Source organism: Agarivorans sp. DSG3-1, assembly GCF_046774965.1.
Taxonomy (GTDB): domain Bacteria; phylum Pseudomonadota; class Gammaproteobacteria; order Enterobacterales; family Celerinatantimonadaceae; genus Agarivorans.
The window spans coordinates 1,911,411-1,932,412 of sequence record NZ_CP177241.1 but is presented as its reverse complement, the minus strand read 5'-3'; the positions used below and the strand labels follow the sequence as shown (position 1 = coordinate 1,932,412).

The following is a 21,002-nucleotide window of genomic DNA, read 5'->3' as shown; positions in this document are numbered from 1 at the left end:
TCACTTGCCTCAATCTTTCGCCACTTCGATTGTAGATTATTTAGCGTTAGGCTCTTAATATATGCACTAACTAATCAATACTAGTGGTATGAACCTTGAAACATAACCTGATTTCAGCGCTACGTTATATCAGTTTAAGCCTTGTGCTTATACTCGCGGCCTGTACAAGTGGCCCAACCAAGCCACCCATTGTTGCCATTGAATTACCGTCAATTGCACTTGCGCCAGAACATAACGCAGAGTTTTACTTGGATCAGGCCAGCATCGCGCCGGTTGAACAAAGCTTTGAGTGGGAGTTACTTGCGGCTAAAGCCTACTACCAGCAAGGTATGTATCAAGCAGGTGATGCGGTAACCACATCACTCAGTAAACAAGCCGCCACGCCCAAGCAAGCAGCAGGTTTACGAATCGTGCAAGCCTATGCCCAACAGCAGCAAGGCAATTACACAAAAGCGCTGGGCATATTAGATTTTGACCCACTTTGGCAACTACCCGATGATTACTGGTTTGCTTATTACCTGAGCCGTGGTGATATCTACCACCAACAAAACAACCCACTAGCCGCAGCAGGCGCGTATATTGAGCTAGACCGCTACTTAGCAGAAGAGTCTCGCGAAGGTAACCACCAAAACATTTGGCAACAGCTAAAACCACTAACTGCGTTTACCCTACGCAGCTTTCAGCAGCCTGGTAACGAGCTAAGAAACGGCTGGTTAGAAATTGTAGCGATTAGTAATGAACCCAAGCAGTCTCCAGAAAAGTTGATTGCTACTCTTCAAGATTGGAAAACTGATTACCCAGAGCACCCAGCTCTAGACTATGTGGGCGGTGATTTGGCAAAAGCATTAAGCATTAGTCCTTACGCCCCTAAAAAAATCGCCGTGTTGTTGCCATTAACCGGTAAGTATCAAAGCAACGCTTTAGCGGTAAAAGACGGGCTAGTATCGGCTTTCTTAGATCAACAAAGCGAGTTTTATAGTGATGCCGAATTGGTATTTTACGACACTCAAGCCCAGGCTATGGAAACGCTATATCCACAATTGGAGCTAGACCAAATAGACTTTATTGTTGGGCCATTGCTTAAATCACAGCTACGTAGCTTGGTAAATCTTGCCCCGAGCATGCCAGTGTTTGCACTTAACGATATTCAAGCGACCGAAAATGAAGCTCAATTCTTCTTTCCACTGTCTCCAGAAGACGAAGCTAAACAAGCCGCGCAATTCATGGCTCAGCGAGAAGAACAAAACCCACTTGTTTTAGCGCCACAAAGTAGCTTGGGCACTCGCATGGGGGAAGCCTTTAGTGAAGAGTGGAAACTGCACTCAAGTTCGCCAGTAGATGTTGTTTTTTACGCAAACCGCAACGATTTACAGCGTGCCGTGCGTAAGCTATTACACACCGATACCAGCCAACAACGCATTAGCCAGTTTAAACAAATTGTTGGCCAAGATATTGAAGCTGAAGTGCGTTCTCGCAGCGATGCAAACTCGCTGTACTTAGTCGGTACCAATACTGAAACCAAACTGATAAAGGCCTTTATTGATGTTACCGTAAGCCCCTTTGCTGCTAACCCACGTTTGTACGCAAGCTCGCGCAGCTACGATAAAAATGATGAAACCAGCGAAAACGAGTTGGACGGTATTTACATTAGCGAGATGCCTTGGATACTTGAACAACAGTCGGTGAACTCGATTCGCCACCAACAGCTATGGCCGAGCTCATCAGACTCGCAAAAACGCCTGTATGGCCTAGGTTACGATGCTTACAGTTTAATTAACCAATTGGCACAGATGCGTGGTTACTCTGAGTATCAGTTTAAAGGCTTAACCGGAAATCTAAGCGTTGACCAACAAGGTTTAGTCGTACGCCAGCTAACGTGGACACAGTATAAAAATGGTCAATTGGTTCCCTTGGAAATTCAAGCTGACACGATTCAAGAAAGCACTGTTCAAGAAAGCAATAATCAAGAAAGTCCTGTTGAATAAAGGCCAAGCCGCCGAACAACAAGCGGCTAACTACCTAAAACAGCAAGGGCTAACGCTGGTCGAGCAGAACTATCATTGCCGACGAGGCGAAATAGATTTAATTTGTAAGCAGGCTGACACCTGGGTATTTGTTGAAGTTAAATACCGCAAAAGCCGTGATTTTGGCGGCGCAGTAGCAGCAGTTGATCAGCATAAAATACGTAAAATATTGCTAAGTGCGCAACACTACTTACAACAACAAAATTTGAACCAATTTGATACTGCCATGCGTTTTGACGTAGTGGCCATTCAGGAACAAGCACCGCACTTGGAATGGTTCCAAAACGCCTTTGGGGAATGAGATGCAAGAACGAATAAAAGAAATCTTTAGAGAAAGCATTCAGACAAAAATAGCCGCAGCCGAGGCCCTGCCTGATGCTATTGAAAAGGCCACTATTATTATTGCGCAAGCTTTACTTAATGGTAATAAATTGCTGATTGCAGGCAATGGCTCGGCTGCAGCACTGGCTCAACAGTTCTCGGCCAACTTAGTCAACCGCTTTGATACCGAACGCCCAAGCTTACCGGCATTGGCCTTAAGTACCGACAGCTCAGTGTTGTCGGCTATCGCTAACGATTATTCTTTTGATGAAATATTTGCCAAGCAAATTCGCGCTCTAGGGCAACAAGGCGACATTTTGGTGGCTATTTCCGACTCTGGCAACTGCCGTAATGTGATTAAAGCCATGGAAGCGGCAGTGAATCGCGACATGAGTATTATTGGCCTCACTGGTAAAGATGGCGGAGAAATGGCAGGTTTACTTAGTGAGCAAGATGTAGAGATTAGAGTACCAGGCGAGCAAAGTGTTCGAATCAACGAAGTACACTTACTGGCCCTAAATAGTTTATGTGATTTAGTCGACCGTACGTTGTTTCCCCAACAAGAGGATTAGAGGATGTTACGTTTAGTCAGCATTATCGTTTTAGCCGGGCTGCTTCAAGCTTGTGCTGGAGCGGTGGTAGTAGGAGCAGGGGTTGCAGCAGGCGCAGCCACCGATAGACGCACAATTGGCACGCAGTTTGACGATCAAGGGATTGAGCTACAAGCATTAAATGCCTTAGGTCAATCAGATGAGATTTGGCGTAACAGTAAACTTTCTGTTGTGGCCTTAAATGGTCGAACGTTAATTGTTGGGCAAACACCAAGCGAAGAAAACTTTAACCAAATTACCCAAATTGTAAAAGAGGTTGAAGGAGTTCAGCAGGTACTGAATGAAGTTCGTATCAAGCCCCCCGTCTCACTGGGTGTGCGCAGTAACGATTCGTGGATTACGACCAAAGTGAAGTTTAAGATATATGAAGACAGTAAGCTTCCACCAGGAAAAATCAAAGTAATCACAGAAGATAGCGAAGTGTTTTTGATTGGTGTTGTTACCGCTCAAGAAGAGAGCCTAGCCATTGATATTGCCAGACATGAAACAGGTGTAAGCAAAGTCATTAAGGTATTTGAGTTAGTAGACTAAAGCTAAATGCTCAAATTAAGACACAAAAAAAGCGCCAGTTGGCGCTTTTTTTATTTAACGATCGTTAGCGTAGGTTTCTTTGGTGGTTCTTCTACCACCTCAGTCTGTACATCGCTTTCAAGCTCTTCTGCTGGCTCGTAAGCAGCTTCAGGCTCAAATACCGTACCAGCGCCATTCTCGCGAGCGTAAATGGCTACAACCGCGGCCATAGGCACATACACTTGAAAAGGCTTACCGCCAAACCGCGCACTAAAGCCAACATGCTCCAAATCCATACTAAATGCACCTACCGCAGAGGGGGCAATATTCAATACTATCTGTCCGTCATTAACAAACTGACTGGGAACCGTTACGTTGCTTTGCGTTGCGTCTACCACCAAATGCGGTGTTAATTCGTTATCTAACAACCAGTCAAAAAAAGCCTTAAGTAAATAAGGCCTATTTGGCGTCATCTCGCTAGTCATTAACCTAAGAACCCATCGCGAATTTCGCGTTCAGAATCAGTTAATGATGCTTGGAAAGATTCACGGTCGAATACACGGATCATGTAAGACTTAATCTCTTTAGAACCATTACCTACTAGCTCAATACCTAAAGTAGGTAAGCGCCACAATAACGGTGCTAGGTAGCAATCTACTAAGCTGAATTCTTCACTCATGAAGTAAGGCATTTCAGCAAAAACAGGAGCGATACCAATTAAACTTTCGGTTAATTGTTTGCGCGCTGCATCAGCGTTGTCGCCTTTTTCAATTTGCTCAACCAATGTATACCAGTCATTTTTGATGCGATGCATCATTAAACGACTTGAACCACGAGATACAGGATAAACCGGCATTAGTGGCGGATGAGGAAAACGCTCGTCTAAATATTCCATAATAATCTGAGATTGGTATAACACCAATTCACGATCAACCAAGGTAGGAACAGAGCTGTACGGATTCAAATCAATCAAATCTTCCGGCAAGTTATCCGGATCAACCTGATTAATTTCTACGCTGACGCCTTTCTCAGCCAATACGATACGTACCTGATGACTATATAAGTCGTTAGCACCAGAGTATAGCGTCATTACCGAACGCTTGTTGGCAGCTACAGCCATTGAATCCTCCAAAAACCATCAAAAATAAATACACAAACGGCAACAGCATAAATGCTATTGCCGATAAACAAATACTAGCTTATGACTTAGTGTACGTCGCGCCAGTATTCTTTCTTCAATAGATAACTAATAATAAAGAAGATAAATAAGAACCCTAACACCCAATAGCCTAGGCGTTTACGCTCTAGCTGAATAGGTTCAGCTGAATAAACCAAGAAGTTAACTAGGTCTAATACTGCGTGGTCATATTCATCATCGCTCATCTCACCGCTACCATCTGATTCGATGCCAACATAGATTTGCTGTTCTTCACCATCAATCATTCTTGTTTCGTAGACCGCATTAGGTACACCTTGCAACTCTTGCAATACATGTGGCATACCAACACTTGGGAAAACTTTGTTATTCACCCCAAATGGACGAGTCTCATCAACGTAAAATGTACGTAGGTAAGTATAAACCCAATCTGCTCCACGCACTCGAGCAACCAAAGTTAAATCTGGCGCTGGGGCACCAAACCATTTAGCTGCATCATCTTCCTGAATCGCATTTTCCATCAATTCACCCGGTTTTACCCCGGTAAAAATCAAGTTTTCTTCCATTAATTTAACTGGAATACCTAAATCTTCAGCTACGCGGTTATAACGTTGGTACTGAGTACTATGACAACCGAAGCAATAGTTCATGAACAACTTAGCACCATTTTGCAACGAGGCATTGTCAGTCAGGTCGTAATTGGCTTTGTCTAAGTGTACGTTGCCACCCGCCCCAAACGCTAAGCTAGGGACAAGTAACGCTAATGCTAAAAAGACATTTTTCATCATTTAGTTACCCTATCTGGAAGTGGCTTAGTTTTCTCATTCTTACTGTAAATCCAGAGTAATAAGAAATAGGCAAAGTAACCAAAAGAGGTGATTTGCGCCAATAACGTTAGAGCAGGAGTAGAAGGTAATACGCCTAGAACCCCCAAGATAATGAAACAAATTACAAACTGTGCAATGTTTAGTTTATGTATGGTGCTGCGATAACGAATCGACTTAACCTTACAACGGTCTAACCACGGCAGAACAAACAACACTGCGATAGACAAGCCCATCATTACTACACCCAACAGTTTATCAGGCACCGCACGCAAAATGGCGTAAAACGGTGTGAAATACCAAACGGGGGCAATATGGTCCGGTGTTTTCAGAGGGTTAGCCGCTTCAAAATTTGGCTTTTCGAGGAAATAACCTCCACCATCTGGGAAGAAAAACATCACCCAGCAGAAGAAGAACAAGAAGCCTACAATCGCCGCTAAGTCTTTTACTGTAAAGTACGGGTGGAAAGGAATACCATCCTTCGGCCAGCCGTTTTCATCTTTGTTCTCTTTGATCTCGATGCCGTCTGGGTTATTTGACCCTACTTCATGCAAAGCAACAATATGTAAGAACACCAACATAACCAATACTAGTGGCAGTGCAATAACATGCAGTGCAAAGAACCGGTTAAGGGTTGCGCCCGAGATAACGTAGTCACCACGTATCCATAGGGTTAAATCATCGCCAATAACGGGGATAGCCCCAAACAGCGAGATAATTACCTGCGCGCCCCAGTAGGACATTTGCCCCCAAGGTAACAAGTAACCCATAAAGGCTTCAGCCATTAATACCAAGAAAATTAACATCCCGAACAACCAAATCAGTTCGCGAGGTTTCTGGTAAGAGCCGTAAATTAAACCGCGGTACATATGCAAATAAATCACAACAAAGAAGGCTGAAGCCCCCGTTGAATGCATATATCGCAGTAGCCAGCCATATTCCACATCACGCATGATGTATTCAATAGAGGCAAAAGCACCATCGCCAGATGGGTTGTAATTCATGGTTAGCCAAATCCCTGTAAGGATTTGGTTAACTAATACCACCATGGCGATAAAGCCAAAAATATACCAAAAGTTGAAATTTTTTGGCGTTGGGTATTGGCCCACATGTTTGTTGTAGGTCTTGGTCAACGGGATCCGTTCATCGATCCAACCGATAAGTGCCTTCATCTTATGCCTCTCCCTGGTCCAAACCGACCAAAATGGTTGTTTCATCAACGTAGTGATGAGGAGGTACAACCAAATTCAGTGGTGCGGGTACACTTTGGAAAACCCGTCCAGCCATATCAAACTTCGAACCATGACATGGACAGAAGAATCCGTATTCAACACCTTGAACTTGCTCACCAAAGCTACCAGGTAAGTAAGTAGGCGAACAACCGAGGTGAGTACACAAACCAACACCTATGAAAAGCTCAGGCTTAATTGAGCGATGCACATTGACTGTGTATTCGGGCTGTTGAGGCTCCTCAGAGTCAGGATCACGTAACTTGTCACCAAGGGTGTTCAAGTTATCGAGAACCGATTGAGGACGGCTAACCACCCAAACAGGCTTACCACGCCATTCTACACGTAGTAATTGTCCAGGTTCTATTTTGCTAACATCCACTTCTACCGGTGCTCCAGCTGCTTTAGCTTTGGCACTCGGATTCCATGAACTGATAAAAGGTACTGCGGCAAACGTAGCTCCTACACCACCGACAACAGCTGTTGTCCAGGTTAGGAAGCGACGACGGCCAGCATCGACAGGAGCGTTGCTCATCCAATGTCTCTCCGGTAAGGATCCGCGCAATTATTGTAATTTTCCTTGCGGCATGCTGCACAAGGTAGCGTTTTTCTGCTACTGGTAGCGTTTACTTGCTACTACATTATTGCAGGTAAATGCGAACAAAATAGTAATAAAAAACACACAAATTGACAAGGGAAATCAAGGTTTTTAACCTTTTAGAATAAAGAAAAGCCCGGCATAGCCGAGCTTTTTTGTAACACGAATGTGCGTAGCAATTAACGTTTAGAGAACTGCGGACGACGACGTGCTTTACGTAGACCAACTTTCTTACGCTCAACTTTACGAGCATCGCGAGTAACGAAGCCAGCTTTACGTAATTCAGGACGTAGACTTTCGTCGTATTCCATTAGTGCACGTGTAATACCGTGACGGATAGCACCAGCTTGACCAGTTGTGCCACCACCTTTAACTGTAACGAGTAAGTCAACTTTCTCTAACAATTCAGTTAGTTCAAGTGGTTGACGAACTACCATACGAGCAGTTTCACGGCCAAAGTAAACGTCCAAAGTGCGGTTGTTTACAGTGATGTTACCACTACCTGCTTTTAAAAATACGCGAGCAGTAGAGCTTTTGCGACGGCCAGTGCCGTAGTATTGATTCTCAGCCATTATTAAAATTCCGTAACTTAAATGTCTAATACTTGTGGTTGCTGAGCCGCATGAGTGTGCTCAGGTCCAGCGAATACTTTCAGTTTACGGAACATTGCACGGCCTAGAGGACCTTTTGGCAACATACCTTTCACTGCAGACTGGATAACACGCTCAGGTGCTTTATCGATTAACTTTTCAAAGCTAATTGATTTTAAGCCACCAGGGTAACCAGTGTGCGAGTGGTAAATTTTACCTTTCGCTTTGTTGCCCGTTACGGCTACTTTCTCAGCGTTGATTACGACGATGTAATCGCCAGTATCTACGTGAGGAGTATATTCAGCTTTATGCTTACCGCGTAGGCGAGAAGCGATTTCAGTTGCGATACGACCCAGAGTTTTACCATCTGCATCTACAACGTACCAGTCGCGCTTTACGCTGTCTGGCTTGGCTACAAAAGTTTTCATTTGTATATATAACCCAAAATAACTGTTACACACGTGTTTGTGAAAATCACAAACGTGAAAATAGCCACTCATGGTATCCCTTCGAATACGGAGTAGACTTGACTGTTAGTGCCACCAAATCGGTGACATGTAACGTGGGGTGGCAAGATTATAGGGGAAGTACAAAAAAAAACCACCTTTAATCTAGATTATTTAAGGTAAGTGTTCTCTTTCTAGATATTCGTGAGACTGCATTTCTTGTAAACGAGACAAACAACGTTCAAATTCAAAACTTAAGCGCCCACCTTTATACAGGTTCTCTAGCGCCACCTCGGCAGCAATAATAAGCGTAACATTTCGCTCATAAAACTCATCAATTAGGGCTATGAAGCGGCGAGCAGCGTCGTCATTTTTAGCTCCCATGGCTACCACGCCCGATAGCAACACCGTATGGTAGAGCCTTGCTAATTCAATGTAATCTAATTGACTACGCGCGCCCTCACACAGCTCAGCAAACTCTATGTGCAATACACTGTCGGCTTCGTTGACGAAACTAATCATCCGTTGATTTATTTCAATTTGACCTAGTTGCTGGCGAGGCTCGTTAGACAATTGTAAAAAATATTGCGCTAGATTTTGTTCAGCTTGTTTATCTAAAGGGTAATGATAAATCTCAGCCTCACTAAGGGTACGCATTCTATAATCACTACCGCCATCTACATTCAGTATTTGGCAATGTTGTTGAATTAACTTTATGGTCGACATGAAACGCTGACGCTGTAAGCCATTTCGGTAAAGATCTTCAGGTGGAATATTTGAAGTGGCCACCAGCGTAACGCCACGCTCAAACAAGGCCTCAAACAAAGTGCCCAACAGCATTGCGTCGGTAATGTCTGAAACAAAAAACTCGTCAAAACAGATAACCTCTGCTTCAGTAATCAAACGGTCGGCGACTATTTCAAGCGGATTGCTTTGCCCATCAAGGGTTTTGAGTTCGTGATGAACTCGCTGCATAAAGCGGTGAAAATGCACCCGCATTTTACGCTGCTGCGGCAGGCAATTAAAAAAGGTATCCATAAGATAGGTTTTCCCCCTACCTACTCCACCCCACATATAAAGGCCTTGCACACTCTGCTGGCGAACCACTTCTTGGCTCCTCGAAAAGCGCGCTTTTAGTTTTCCGAATAAAGAAGGTTGGCTTAGTGTTAACGCTGGTTTATCAGAGAGTTGTTCGTAAACTCTTTGTAGCTGAGCCACTGCAAAGGCTTGTGCATTGTCTTTTACAAAATCATCACGTTGCAGATCTTGCTCATATTGTCGCTGTGGAGTCATCCTTTCCCTATTCCCAAAACCCGCAAAAATTAGACCAAAATTGATAGTACCATGTGAAACCATTCTCAAGTATATTGAAAGTTCATCAAGACCAACAAAGGAATAATATGAGCGCAATTAGCAGTATGATTTTTCTTCTTATTGGTGTCGCTATTGGTTTCTTCCTTAGTCGTATGGCATCTAAACCAGCCGGAACTAACGACGCCAGCATGAAGCAAGAGTTAGCACAAAACAAAGCCGAATTAGATAGCTATAAAGAGCAAGTTCAGGAGCACTTTTCTACCAGTGCCCAACTACTTGAAGATATGGCTAAGCAGTACCAAGGCATTTACGAGCATATGGCAAGTCAGTCAAAATCATTGATTAGTGATGACGTAGCCCAGCCGCAGCTATTCGCCGATTATCAAGAAAAGTTAGAAGTAGATGACAGCGTTGAATCAAATGACGCACAGCCTAAAGACTATTCTAACGAGCCATCAGGTTTATTTACCGAAGCGCAGCGTAAAGCTAGCTAAATCATTGAACTTTTTAAACTAAGCAGGGTCTTTAAGATCCTGCTTTTTTATCATGACAACTGTTTATTGAGGGTATTTAAATGAGCAAGTCCACAAAGAAATTTGTCATTTTGCTGTTTTCACTTTTCCTTGGCGCCACCACATTGCAAGCTCAGGCTGCACTGCCGTTTTCTGTAGGTGGAGAGCCTCTGCCTAGTTTAGCCCCAGTACTGGAGCAAACCACCCCTGCAGTGGTGAATATCTCAGTTGCAGGGACTAAAGTATCTCAGCAACAACTCCCAGAGTTATTTAAGTATTTCTTCGGACCCGGTGGTAACCCAGATACTGGCGAACAAGAGCGTCCATTTCAGGGTTTAGGCTCGGGCGTAGTGATAGATGCTAAAAAGGGTTACGTGATTACTAACTATCACGTTATTCATGAAGCTGACGAAATCGTGGTGACCTTAAAAGATGGCCGCACCTTTGAAGCAGAAGTATTAGGCAGTGACCGCCATACCGATATTGCCCTACTAAAAATTGATGCCGACGAACTGGTTGATATAAAGCTGTCTGATTCTGATGAACTCCGAGTGGGTGACTTTGCCATCGCTATTGGCAATCCATTTGGTCTTGGCCAAACGGTTACCTCAGGCATAGTTAGTGCACTAGGTCGTAGCGGCTTAAATATCGAAAACCTCGAGAACTTTATTCAAACCGATGCTGCCATTAATAGCGGTAACTCAGGTGGCGCGTTAATTAACTTACGCGGTGAGTTAATCGGTATTAACACCGCCATTATCGCCCCTAATGGCGGTAATATTGGTATTGGATTTGCCATCCCAAGCAACATGGTACGTAACCTCGCAGACCAAATTATTGAATTTGGCGAGGTACGCCGCGGCGTATTAGGCGTTACTGGTGGCGAACTAAACAGCGATTTAGCCAAAGCCTTTGGTACCGACTCGCAGCACGGCGCATTTGTAAATCAAGTGATGCAAGGCTCAGCAGCAGATCAAGCAGGCATTAAGCCAGGCGATATTATTATTGCTGTTGATGATAAAAAGGTGAAAAGCTTTGCGGAACTGCGCGCCAAAATAGGCACCATGGGTGCAGGTAAAACCATTAAGATCGGCGCGATTCGAGATGGCGAAGACATTAGTTTTAAAGTTACTTTGCAGCAAGCCGAAGAGCAAAACATTAACGCTAAAGTTATGCATCCAGCCCTAGAAGGCGCAAGTTTGAGCTCTACCGCTAAAGGCGCAGATATTTCTGGCGTAGTGGTCAGTAAAATTCAACGCAACTCAAAGGCCTTTGCTAACGGTTTTGAAGAAGGCGATATTATTATCGGCATTAACAAAATCCGAATTAGCAGCATTGCCGACTTACGCGAGCTACTAGAAACCGAACCCAAAGTACTCGCGGTAAATATTCAACGCGGTGACGAAAACTTGTACCGCATCATTCAGTAAACTGATTAAGCTAACAACAAAGGCGACTTATTAGTCGCCTTTTCTTTTGTCTCTAGAATCAGCGTGCTATGCTGAGACTCTAGCTGGAGAAGAACAATTGTTAGCTATAATCAAGTATTTACTCAAGCCTGCTATTTTTGGTTTAGCAATGGCAATCGGAATTTTGTTTGCCTTCCCTGAGTTTCGGGAGAACAGCAAGCAGCTATTAGGCGACTATACCGATACCCCATTGGTTAGTTACGCACAAGCCTCTAGACGAGCGGCTCCTGCCGTTGTAAACATTTATACTCGCAGCTTCCTGCAATCTTATGTGAACGTAGACAGCCAGCTAGAATCTCAAGGTTTGGGATCGGGCGTGATCATGTCGAAGCAGGGCTTTGTTTTAACCAATCTGCACGTGATTGCCAATTCAGACCAAATTGTTATTGCCTTACAGGACGGACGAGTATTTAACGCTGAGTTAGTCGGTGGAGACATCATCACTGATTTAGCCGTGCTGAAGATTGACGCCTCTCCAGATTTACCAGTAATTCCACAAAACGACCAACTTGGCACCCAAGTGGGTGACGTAGTACTGGCTATTGGTAACCCCTATAACGTGGGCCAAACGATTACCCAAGGTATTATTAGTGCCGCGGGCCGTAGTGGGATGAGCTCTACCGGTCGTCAAGACTTTCTGCAAACAGATGCAGCTATTAACCGTGGTAATTCTGGCGGTGCCTTAGTCAATACTCGCGGTGAGTTGGTAGGCATTAATACCTCAGCCTATCACTTAAACGATGCAGCAGATACTTACGGTATTAGCTTCGCTATCCCTTTTGTATTAGCTAAAAAAATCATGCAGAGCCTGATTAAAGACGGCACGATTGTGCGTGGTTATTTAGGTTTAGATGGACAAAAAATCACTCCACTACTGGCTTCACGTCTTAAATTAAACGAAACACGTGGAGTTATTGTTAGTGGTATAGACCCACAAGGGCCAGCGGGAAAAGCTGGTATTTTGGCTAACGATATTTTAGTGAGTTTAGCCGGCCAAGATATTGAATCGATTAAACAGGCCATGGATATTGTTGCCGAAACGCGACCAGGTTCAGAGATCATGGTTCGCTTATACAGAAACGGGGAACTGCTAGAGCTCCCCGTTACTATTACCGAACTAAAACTGCCAGTTCGACCTACGAGCGGTCGTTAAAACGCGTAATTTTTGCGCCTAATTTAGCAAACTTAGTTTCAATATTTTGATAACCACGGTCGATATGGTAAATCCGGTCGACCACGGTTTCACCTTCAGCCACCAAAGCGGCAATCACTAAGCTTGCAGAAGCACGTAAATCAGTCGCCATTACTTGAGCGCCCGTTAGGTGATCTGAATGCTTACAAATAGCGGTGTTGCCTTCTAGCTCTATTTCTGCGCCCATACGCATCAGCTCGGGAACATGCATAAAACGGTTTTCGAAAATCGTTTCTGTCACATGACCAGTCCCTTCGGCCACAATATTTAGTACCGTGAATTGGGCTTGCATGTCGGTAGGAAACGCTGGGTGCGGCGCTGTTTTAACATTAACCGCGTTAAGCGCGCACCCTTGCATGTCTACTTCAATCCAATCACTGCCACTGCTTACATTTGCACCCGCTTCTTCAAGCTTGGCCAATACCGATTCCATCAATGTAGGGTCAGTATGAGTACAACGCACTTTACCGCCCGTTACCGCTGCCCCTACTAGGTAAGTACCGGTTTCTATGCGGTCTGGCAATACACTGTATTCACCGCTGTGTAGGCTGTCTACGCCAGTAATTACTATAGTGTCGGTACCCGCACCTTTAATATCGGCGCCAAGGGTGTTTAAGAAGTCGGCTAGGTCTACCACTTCAGGTTCACGAGCAGCGTTTTCAATAATGGTTTCGCCTTCAGCTAACGCCGCCGCCATCATCAGGTTTTCAGTGCCAGTTACGCTCACCATATCCATGAAGATACGGGCGCCCTTCAAGCGGCCGTCTACACGGGCTTTTACATAACCGTCTTCAACACTCATGTTGGCTTGCATTAGCTCCAAACCATGAATGTGCAAATTAACTGGACGTGCACCAATGGCACAGCCACCAGGTAGTGATACGTCGGCTTCACCATAGCGGGCAACCAATGGGCCTAGTGCCATAATCGATGCACGCATCGTTTTTACTAAATCGTAAGGCGCAACAAAGTCATTAGCTTTACCAGCTTTAACAATCACGGTCTCGCCGCTGACTTCGACTTCGCGGCCTAAATGCTCAAGCATTTTACAGGTTGTGCCAATGTCTCTTAGTTGAGGGACATTGTGCAAGGTCACTTGCTCTTCACATAACAAGGTAGCAAAAAGGATCGGCAAAGCCGCATTTTTTGCACCAGAGATGGCCACTTCGCCTTCTAAACGACAGCCACCTTCAATTCTAAACTTATCCACAACTACTCCTAGCGACTACAGTTGGCCAAATTTTTGTTGCTTTTGCCATTCATCAGGAGTGAACGCCTTAATCCCTAAAGCGTGAATTTCGTTACTCGCAATGTACTCTTTCAGTGGTGCGTATACCGCTTGTTGTTTTTTAACGCGCGATAGTTCCGTAAACATTGCACCAACAGCAACAACTTGAAAGTGATTACCTTCCCCAGTTACTTGCACATGGTCTAGCTCAAGCGCTTGCGATAAAATTTGTTCAATTTGTTCTGGTTGCATTATAACGCTCCGCTAATGTGCTTTAGTTTTCAAATTGCAGCAAGGCGTCTAACTCATAGAGAGTAAACAGCTGCTTGGCTTGATCAGGGCAATGCTTAACAATTAAGCGATTGCTAGGTTCAGGTTTTAAGGCGGTGATGATAGCGGCTATTCCTGCAGAGTCAATCCGCTTAAGTTTGGCCAAGTCGAGTTCTGTGGCTTGGCACTTTGCTAACTGGGGCCACTGAGCGGCAACATCATCTGCGTTCCACTCACCAATTAAACGAAGCGTTTGCTGCTCAAGCTTAAGCTCAGCGCTCATTACTTGGCCTCGTGTGCGGCAAAGTTTTTGTCTTGCAGCAACTTAATGACACCGTCTATACCGTTGCTACGAATTAAACTGTCCATTTCTGATTGCTTCGTTGACAGCAAACTAACACCTTCAGCGATTAAGTCGTAGGCCAACCAGCGGTCGCTGCTGTCTTCGGTTTTTTTCTTAAGTTTACGAAACTTAAACTCGAGTTTAATCGGCGGGCGTTCTCCATCAATAAACTGGGCTTTTACCCCTACCTTTTTCTTACCTTCTACCGATCTCTCTGGTTCAATCGTTACTTGTTGCTGTTTGTATTGCCCTAAAGCCTGCTTGTAAGTACTCACTAAGTATTCTTTGAACGCAGCGGTAAATTCACTTCTTTGTTCTTTAGTAGTCTTTTTAATTTGTTTTCCCAGTACCACAAACGACGCATAGCGATAATCAATATGCGGCATCAGCTGCTCGCGCACAATGTCTTCGATTTGTTGGTCAGCATCAGCGGCTTCACGATCTACTTCAGCCAAGCGGCTAAAAGTTTGATCTGCTACATAAGCCATTAAGCGATAAGGGTTGTCGTCCACTTCATCGGCCCAAGCACTGGCACTAAGCAATAGCGACATTACCAACATCAAGCTGCGTATAAACATGCTTACTCCTCCGATACCGAAAATAGAAACTGACCAATCAGTTCTTCTAATACTATGGCCGATTTGGTGTCTTCAATCACGTCACCGTCATTCAAGTTCTCTATGTCTTCTAATACAAAACCAGGAGTTAGGCCAATGTACTGCTCACCTAACAAACCAGCAGTAAGAATTGATAAGGAACTGGTTTCTGGATAATAACCGTATTGGCGATACATGCTTAACGTTACCTTTGGCATGTAATCTTCTATATCTAGGTTAATCTGTTCTACACGACCGACGACAACGCCCCCTACTTTCACTGGTGAACGAGCTTTTAAACCACCAATATTGTCGAACTTGGCATACAAGGTATACGTATCAGTATTGTTTCCAAATTGGCTATCTGCGATTTTTAAGGCCAACACCAATAAGGCAGCAATGCCTAACAAAACAAATGCGCCTACCGACAACTCTACTTTATTTACTTTCATGTTATTCCCTAAACCTAGCTGCCAAACATTAATGCGGTTAATACAAAATCTAAAGCTAACACCAACAACGACGCGTGAACCACGCTGCGAGTTGTTGCTTGACTAATCCCTTGAGCACTGGGCAAAGCGTCGTAACCATTAAACAATCCTACCCATACAACGGTGATGGCAAACACCGCACTTTTTATCATGCCATTGCCAATGTCTTGGCCAAATTCAATAGAGGCTGCGGTAATCGACCAAAAGCTACCGTTATCGACACCTAGCCACTCTACGCCAACCAAAAAGCCACCCCAAATTCCCACCAGGTTAAACATTAAGGTCAGTAGTGGCATAGCAATAAAGCCAGCCCATAATCGTGGAGCAACCACTCGTTTAAGTGGGTCTACCGCCATCATCTCCATACTAGATAGCTGTTCTGTTGTTTTCATCAAACCAATTTCAGCGGTTAAGGCGGAACCTGCTCGTCCTGCGAACAACAACGCGGTAACCACAGGACCTAACTCACGCAATAAAGACAAAGCAACCATAGGACCTAGGCTAGTCTCAGCGCCAAAGTCGACTAGAATATGATAGCCCTGCAGTGCCAACACCATGCCAATAAATAAGCCAGAAACCAAAATAATTGGCAGAGATTGCACCCCCACCACATAAACTTGTTTAACCGTATCTTTTACAAGCTGAGCACTCGGCCAAGTCGCCAATGCATGCCAAAGCATCAAACTCGCTCGGCCAATGGCGCTAACTCGAGCTAAAGCGTTACGCCCTAACCTTGCAATAAATTCAATCATAAGCTTGCCTTCAGTACGCTAGCGTAATCGTCTGCGGGATAATGAAAAGCAGCAGGGCCATCGGCTTGGCCTTTAAGAAATTGCGCTAAACGCGGGTTTGGATTCGCCGCGATGTCGGCAACGCTGCCTTGGGCTAGTACGCTGTGGCCGTCTATCACAAAAACGTAGTCAGCAATGCTAAGTACTTCGTTTACATCATGAGAAACAATCACTGAGGTAAGCTGCAAGCTTTGATTAAGCCCTTGAATTAACTTAATCAATACCCCCATTGAAATAGGGTCTTGACCCACGAAGGGTTCATCATAAAGGATTATTTCGGGTTCTAGCGCTATCGCTCTGGCCAGCGCCACTCGACGAGCCATTCCGCCAGATAGATCGCTCGGCATCAACTTAGCTGTACCGCGCAAGCCCACTGTTTGCAGTTTCATTAATACCAGGTTGCGTAATACAGCTTCCGGCAACCGAGTATGCTCACGCAGCGGGAATGCAACGTTCTCAAACACATTTAAATCACTAAACAAAGCGCCACTTTGAAACAACATACCAATGCGCTTACGCAGTTTAAATAATTCATTCCGTTTGAGCTGATGCACATTCTGTCCATCAATCAATACCTCACCTGCGGTGGGTTGTAACTGCCCACCAATAAGCTTGAGCAAGGTAGTTTTGCCAATGCCGCTGGGGCCCATAATGGCCGTGATTTTACCGCGTTGGATACGCAAGTCTAAGCCATCAAAAATGACTTTATTAGCGCGCTGAAACGCCAGTTGTTTTACTTCAATCAAACTATCCGCCACTCCGTGAGCAATCTTGATTGGCCAAGGCAGACATATTATTGAGATAATTGATGACACTCAAGGCTAAACTCTTCCCTTTTGCAGGGAAAATGCCGACAATGCTCCGATTTTTTGGCATCGTTGATGTTTTATAACTGAAGGATTCACATGTTAGTTGAATGTTTATTATTGGTATTGGGCCTCGCACTGTTGGTGTGGAGCGCCGACCGCTTTGTTTATGGTGCAGCCGCCATTGCTAATAATTTTGGTTTACCACCAATGATCATCGGCTTAACTATTGTTGCTTTAGGTTCTTCTGCACCAGAGGTTATGGTGTCAGCCACGGCCGCCCTAGAAGGCAAAATGAATACCGCCGTGGGCAACGTAATTGGCTCAAATATTACCAACATTACTCTGGTACTAGGCATCACCGCCTTGCTTAAACCGCTAATAGTATCCTCCTCAACCCTGTTTAGAGAGCTACCTATGGTATTAGTGGCCACTGCAGTTGCCGGCTGGGTGCTTCATGATAAACACCTAGGTTACCAAGAAGGGTTTGTTTTACTCACTCTGTTTGTAGCGTTAATGGCCTACTTAATTATCAACTCATTGCGCCAGCGCAAAGGCGCCAACGTTGACCCAATGATCGAGGAAGCTGAATCAGAAGTACCTAACGATGTACCAACTGGCAAAGCGTTGCTTTGGCTAGCGGTGGGTATGGTTGCGCTTCCACTCAGTGCTGATTTATTAGTGGGTTCTGCCTCGGAGATTGCTCGTTACTTTGGTATGAGCGACTTGGTGATTGGCCTCACCATTATTGCCATTGGCACCAGCCTGCCAGAGCTAGCAGCCTGTGTAGCCGGTGTCATCAAGAAAGAGGATGACCTAGTTCTGGGCAATATTATCGGCTCTAATCTGTTTAACATTCTAGCAGTACTGGCTGTCCCGGCGTTTATAGCGCCAGGGGCAATTGACGCCAACGCTGCTGGCCGCGATTTTTATGTGATGATGGGTGTTACCGTATTGTTGTTCATCATGGCGATGGGCTTTGGTAAAAGCCGCAAAATCACTCGTTGGGAAGGCGGCTTATTGTTAAGCGGCTTCATAGGCTATCAACTGCTATTATTTCTAGCCTAAGCACCTGTTATTACTGATTTAAGAAACTAAGGGGAAATGAGTGTCGTTTGATTATATCGCTTCAGCCAAGCAAGTCCTTGAGATTGAAAGCTTAGCTATTGAAAATCTCCATCAATATATTGATCAAGAATTTGCCGCCGCCTGCGAAATGCTTTTAGCCTGTAAAGGTAAGGTGATTCTTACTGGTATGGGTAAATCAGGCCACATTGCCAATAAAATTGCCGCTACTTTAGCCTCTACCGGCACTCCCGCATTTTTTGTTCACCCTGGCGAAGCCTGCCACGGTGATTTAGGCATGATTGCTGCCGAGGACATTGTATTAGCCTTGTCTAATTCTGGTGAATCAGAAGAGATACTCTCGCTCTACCCTGTATTTAACCGAATTGGTGTTCGTTCTATTGCGATGACCAGCAACCCCAACTCGTCTATGGCCAAGCTTGCCAACTACCATTTATGTATCTCAGTGCCTCGTGAAGCGTGCCCATTAGGGTTAGCACCTACCGCAAGCTCTACAGCAACCTTGGTAATGGGCGACGCGTTGGCGGTAGCACTATTAGAAGCCCGTGGGTTTACTGCCGATGATTTTGCGCTATCTCATCCTGGCGGCACTTTAGGTAAAAAATTATTGTTAAGTGTGAGTGACTTAATGCTAAGCGGGGAACAAATCCCTCTAGTAACAGTCGAACAAACTATTCGTGAAGCATTGTTCGAAATTACTGCCAAAGGTTTAGGTATGGTGGGAATTGTTGATGCTAAGCAGCAATTGGTGGGTATTTTTACCGACGGCGACTTACGTCGAATACTTGATCAACGCATCGATATACATGACACACCAATTGGCCAAGTAATGACTCAAAACCCCAAAGTCATTGAAGACTCTTGGTTAGCCTTTGACGCCTTAAAGCTGATGAAAGCCAAATCAATTAACGGCTTATTTGTATTGAACCAACAGACCGTAGTGGGTGCCTTTAACATGCATACCCTGCTGCAGGCTGGAGTATATTAATGACGATTAACACGCCTTATGGCTCGGTAAGCTCGCAAAACTTTACCCGTGCTAAAAACATCAAGTTGCTTATTTGCGACGTTGATGGAGTGTTTTCCGATGGCCGAATTTACCTTGGCAATGATGGTGAAGAGCTAAAAGCCTTTCATACTCATGATGGCTTTGGCATTAAAGCCTTGTTAAACATTGGTGTAGAAGTGGCCATTATTACTGGCCGCCAATCTACTATCGTAGAAAAACGCATGCAGGCTTTAGGTGTAAGCCGCATTTACCAAGGCCAACAAAACAAGATGGTGGCCTACCAACAAATGCTCGAACAACTCAACCTGTCAGCTGACGAAGTGGCATACATTGGCGATGATGTGGTTGATACGCCGGTAATGCGCGCTTGTGGCTTAGGTGTTGCTGTACATAACGCTCACCCGCTGTGCAAGCAAGATGCTAACTTGGTTACCATTACCCCAGGTGGTTTTGGCGCGGTACGCGAGCTTTGTGATCTAATACTGCAAGCCAAAGATCAGCTAGAACATGCTCAAGGTATGAGTGTATGAATCGCGTTACGCTGTTTTTTGCTAGCCTGTTCGTTCTCGCCTTGGTGTTGTGGCAATTAAGCCCCTCAGATCCTAAACAACAAAGCGCTCAACGCGAAGCCAGCAAGCCCAACTTTGTTGCAGAGAAACTCTATAGCGTCAGCTTTGGCGAAAATGGCAGCCCTCGTTACCGTATCTATGCCGAACAAATGGAGTTTTTTGAACAACTTAAGCACACAGAATTTACTCAACCAAAGATTTTGGTTTACCCAGATCCTCGTCAACCTGTATGGCAAATTGTGGCTGATCACGCTACAGTACAGCAGCAACAAACTGTCACCTTAAATGACAATGTAGTGATTAAAAACTTAAGTCGTGGCGAGTATGTTCGCGACATAATTACCGAAAGTTTGGAAATCGATCTGCAAAGCGAAACCATGAGCAGCGATCAACCTGTTACCGTGTATGGCCCATCGTACGAATTGTATGGTGTTGGCATGGACGGTGATCTAGCTAACGAAATAGTGACTTTATTAGATGATATCGAAGCGGTTTACCACAACCCACAAGAGTAAGTTAGCGCTAGCGGCTAGCTTGTTTATGCTTTCTTGGGGTTCTCAAGCACTTGAAGACGACTTCAACAAACAAATTATTGTTGATGCCGACCGCCAGCAGGTCAACATCAAAGAAAACCGCGTCACTTTCTACAATAATGTAGTGGTGACTCAAGGTTCAATAAAAATGCACGCCGAAGAACTCAGCGTAATAGGTAGTGAAGAAAAAGGCAGCGAGGTGATGATCGCCAAAGGCGAACCGGCAACTTTTTACCAACTACTAGACAGCGGCAAGCCAATTGAAGCAGAGGCCAACGAGGTGCGTTACGATTTAAAAACGCAGACCCTCACGTTAACCAACAATGCTCAGCTCAAGCAAGAAGAGAGCTTAGTAAAAGGCCAAATGATTAAATACAGCATTAACAAACAAGAGATGGTTGCTCAAGGCGATGAAAATAATCGAGTGACCACTATCTTCCTGCCTCAGCAATTAGAAGAACTCTCCCCCGAGGACAATGAGTAA

At 44.7% G+C, this 21,002-nt stretch carries 27 protein-coding genes; 12 read left to right on the top strand and 15 right to left on the bottom strand.

The window, feature by feature from the left end:
- Positions 1-95: 95 nt before the first annotated feature.
- The 4 genes from ACLD71_RS09155 to dolP are packed head-to-tail and all read left to right on the top strand — an operon-like array spanning position 96 to position 3,487.
- Complete coding sequence (locus ACLD71_RS09155) at positions 96-1,985, top strand: penicillin-binding protein activator (RefSeq protein WP_411994312.1); 1,890 nt, start codon at positions 96-98, stop codon at positions 1,983-1,985.
- On the top strand, positions 1,978-2,325 hold the full coding sequence (locus tag ACLD71_RS09150; RefSeq protein WP_411994310.1) for a YraN family protein: 348 nt from the start codon (positions 1,978-1,980) through the stop codon (positions 2,323-2,325). The genes ACLD71_RS09155 and ACLD71_RS09150 overlap by 8 nt, the downstream gene beginning before the upstream one ends.
- A gap of 1 nt (position 2,326) precedes the next feature.
- Positions 2,327-2,917 (top strand): SIS domain-containing protein, encoded by a 591-nt coding sequence (locus ACLD71_RS09145; protein ID WP_303553440.1) that lies wholly within the window; start codon positions 2,327-2,329, stop codon positions 2,915-2,917.
- A gap of 3 nt (positions 2,918-2,920) precedes the next feature.
- Positions 2,921-3,487: a division/outer membrane stress-associated lipid-binding lipoprotein gene (gene dolP, locus ACLD71_RS09140; RefSeq protein WP_411994308.1), complete on the top strand. Its 567-nt coding sequence runs from the start codon at positions 2,921-2,923 to the stop codon at positions 3,485-3,487.
- A 50-nt stretch (positions 3,488-3,537) separates the two neighbouring features.
- Here the strand turns inward: dolP and ACLD71_RS09135 are convergent, their stop codons facing one another.
- From ACLD71_RS09135 to zapE, 8 genes are all read right to left on the bottom strand, one after another.
- Entirely contained in the window at positions 3,538-3,939 is a 402-nt protein-coding gene (locus tag ACLD71_RS09135) for a ClpXP protease specificity-enhancing factor (RefSeq protein ID WP_303513912.1), read from the bottom strand.
- Positions 3,940-3,950: 11 nt separating this feature from the next.
- Positions 3,951-4,586 carry a stringent starvation protein SspA gene (sspA, locus tag ACLD71_RS09130; protein ID WP_137673666.1) on the bottom strand — a complete coding sequence of 212 codons (636 nt, stop codon included), beginning with the start codon at positions 4,584-4,586 and terminating at the stop codon, positions 3,951-3,953.
- A gap of 86 nt (positions 4,587-4,672) precedes the next feature.
- Positions 4,673-5,407: a cytochrome c1 gene (locus ACLD71_RS09125; protein WP_303514037.1), complete on the bottom strand. Its 735-nt coding sequence runs from the start codon at positions 5,405-5,407 to the stop codon at positions 4,673-4,675.
- The gene (locus tag ACLD71_RS09120; RefSeq protein ID WP_137673665.1) at positions 5,407-6,618 is read right to left on the bottom strand and encodes a cytochrome b; all 1,212 of its coding nucleotides are present in this window, start codon (positions 6,616-6,618) and stop codon (positions 5,407-5,409) included. Before ACLD71_RS09120 ends, ACLD71_RS09125 begins: the two co-directional genes overlap by 1 nt.
- Position 6,619: 1 nt before the next feature.
- A complete protein-coding gene (gene petA, locus ACLD71_RS09115) occupies positions 6,620-7,210 on the bottom strand; it encodes a ubiquinol-cytochrome c reductase iron-sulfur subunit (protein WP_137673664.1) in 591 nt (196 codons plus the stop codon).
- 242 nt (positions 7,211-7,452) lie between these two features.
- Positions 7,453-7,845, bottom strand: a complete 393-nt coding sequence (gene rpsI / locus ACLD71_RS09110; RefSeq protein ID WP_040306930.1) for a 30S ribosomal protein S9 — start codon at positions 7,843-7,845, stop codon at positions 7,453-7,455.
- A 17-nt stretch (positions 7,846-7,862) separates the two neighbouring features.
- On the bottom strand, positions 7,863-8,291 hold the full coding sequence (rplM, locus tag ACLD71_RS09105) for a 50S ribosomal protein L13 (protein WP_137673663.1): 429 nt from the start codon (positions 8,289-8,291) through the stop codon (positions 7,863-7,865).
- Positions 8,292-8,483: 192 nt separating this feature from the next.
- A complete protein-coding gene (zapE, locus tag ACLD71_RS09100; RefSeq protein ID WP_411994304.1) occupies positions 8,484-9,602 on the bottom strand; it encodes a cell division protein ZapE in 1,119 nt (372 codons plus the stop codon).
- Between the two features lie 107 nt (positions 9,603-9,709).
- On the opposite strand from zapE, the gene ACLD71_RS09095 reads away from it, so the two are divergent.
- The 3 genes from ACLD71_RS09095 (at position 9,710) to degS (ending at position 12,757) form a co-directional block, all read left to right on the top strand.
- A complete protein-coding gene (locus ACLD71_RS09095) occupies positions 9,710-10,117 on the top strand; it encodes a YhcB family protein (protein ID WP_137673661.1) in 408 nt (135 codons plus the stop codon).
- 80 nt (positions 10,118-10,197) lie between these two features.
- The gene (locus ACLD71_RS09090; protein WP_137673660.1) at positions 10,198-11,565 is read left to right on the top strand and encodes a DegQ family serine endoprotease; all 1,368 of its coding nucleotides are present in this window, start codon (positions 10,198-10,200) and stop codon (positions 11,563-11,565) included.
- A gap of 46 nt (positions 11,566-11,611) precedes the next feature.
- Complete coding sequence (gene degS / locus ACLD71_RS09085) at positions 11,612-12,757, top strand: outer membrane-stress sensor serine endopeptidase DegS (protein ID WP_411994301.1); 1,146 nt, start codon at positions 11,612-11,614, stop codon at positions 12,755-12,757.
- On the opposite strand, the gene murA is transcribed toward degS, so the two are convergent.
- Genes murA through ACLD71_RS09050 form a run of 7 tightly spaced genes read right to left on the bottom strand, consistent with a single transcriptional unit; the run spans position 12,741 to position 17,273 of the window.
- Positions 12,741-14,006: a UDP-N-acetylglucosamine 1-carboxyvinyltransferase gene (gene murA, locus ACLD71_RS09080; protein ID WP_137673658.1), complete on the bottom strand. Its 1,266-nt coding sequence runs from the start codon at positions 14,004-14,006 to the stop codon at positions 12,741-12,743. The two genes, degS and murA, sit on opposite strands and share 17 nt — an antisense overlap.
- Positions 14,007-14,021: 15 nt before the next feature.
- A complete protein-coding gene (locus ACLD71_RS09075; RefSeq protein WP_137673657.1) occupies positions 14,022-14,276 on the bottom strand; it encodes a BolA family protein in 255 nt (84 codons plus the stop codon).
- 22 nt (positions 14,277-14,298) lie between these two features.
- Complete coding sequence (locus tag ACLD71_RS09070) at positions 14,299-14,577, bottom strand: lipid asymmetry maintenance protein MlaB (RefSeq protein ID WP_137673656.1); 279 nt, start codon at positions 14,575-14,577, stop codon at positions 14,299-14,301.
- Positions 14,577-15,215: a phospholipid-binding protein MlaC gene (locus tag ACLD71_RS09065; RefSeq protein ID WP_411994298.1), complete on the bottom strand. Its 639-nt coding sequence runs from the start codon at positions 15,213-15,215 to the stop codon at positions 14,577-14,579. Before ACLD71_RS09065 ends, ACLD71_RS09070 begins: the two co-directional genes overlap by 1 nt.
- Before the next feature lie 2 nt (positions 15,216-15,217).
- Positions 15,218-15,685, bottom strand: a complete 468-nt coding sequence (gene mlaD, locus ACLD71_RS09060; protein ID WP_303513935.1) for an outer membrane lipid asymmetry maintenance protein MlaD — start codon at positions 15,683-15,685, stop codon at positions 15,218-15,220.
- A 14-nt stretch (positions 15,686-15,699) separates the two neighbouring features.
- On the bottom strand, positions 15,700-16,476 hold the full coding sequence (gene mlaE, locus ACLD71_RS09055) for a lipid asymmetry maintenance ABC transporter permease subunit MlaE (protein WP_411994296.1): 777 nt from the start codon (positions 16,474-16,476) through the stop codon (positions 15,700-15,702).
- Positions 16,473-17,273, bottom strand: coding sequence for an ATP-binding cassette domain-containing protein (locus ACLD71_RS09050; protein ID WP_411994294.1), 801 nt, complete (start codon positions 17,271-17,273; stop codon positions 16,473-16,475). The genes mlaE and ACLD71_RS09050 overlap by 4 nt, the downstream gene beginning before the upstream one ends.
- 147 nt (positions 17,274-17,420) lie before the next feature.
- Between ACLD71_RS09050 and ACLD71_RS09045 the strand changes: the two genes are divergently transcribed.
- The 5 genes from ACLD71_RS09045 to lptA are packed head-to-tail and all read left to right on the top strand — an operon-like array spanning position 17,421 to position 21,002.
- Entirely contained in the window at positions 17,421-18,389 is a 969-nt protein-coding gene (locus ACLD71_RS09045) for a calcium/sodium antiporter (protein WP_411994292.1), read from the top strand.
- Between the two features lie 40 nt (positions 18,390-18,429).
- On the top strand, positions 18,430-19,395 hold the full coding sequence (locus ACLD71_RS09040; RefSeq protein WP_303553432.1) for a KpsF/GutQ family sugar-phosphate isomerase: 966 nt from the start codon (positions 18,430-18,432) through the stop codon (positions 19,393-19,395).
- Positions 19,395-19,946, top strand: a complete 552-nt coding sequence (kdsC, locus tag ACLD71_RS09035; RefSeq protein WP_411994290.1) for a 3-deoxy-manno-octulosonate-8-phosphatase KdsC — start codon at positions 19,395-19,397, stop codon at positions 19,944-19,946. Before ACLD71_RS09040 ends, kdsC begins: the two co-directional genes overlap by 1 nt.
- The gene (gene lptC / locus ACLD71_RS09030; protein WP_137673648.1) at positions 19,943-20,500 is read left to right on the top strand and encodes an LPS export ABC transporter periplasmic protein LptC; all 558 of its coding nucleotides are present in this window, start codon (positions 19,943-19,945) and stop codon (positions 20,498-20,500) included. The genes kdsC and lptC overlap by 4 nt, the downstream gene beginning before the upstream one ends.
- Positions 20,463-21,002 (top strand): lipopolysaccharide transport periplasmic protein LptA, encoded by a 540-nt coding sequence (gene lptA, locus ACLD71_RS09025; protein ID WP_303553430.1) that lies wholly within the window; start codon positions 20,463-20,465, stop codon positions 21,000-21,002. Before lptC ends, lptA begins: the two co-directional genes overlap by 38 nt.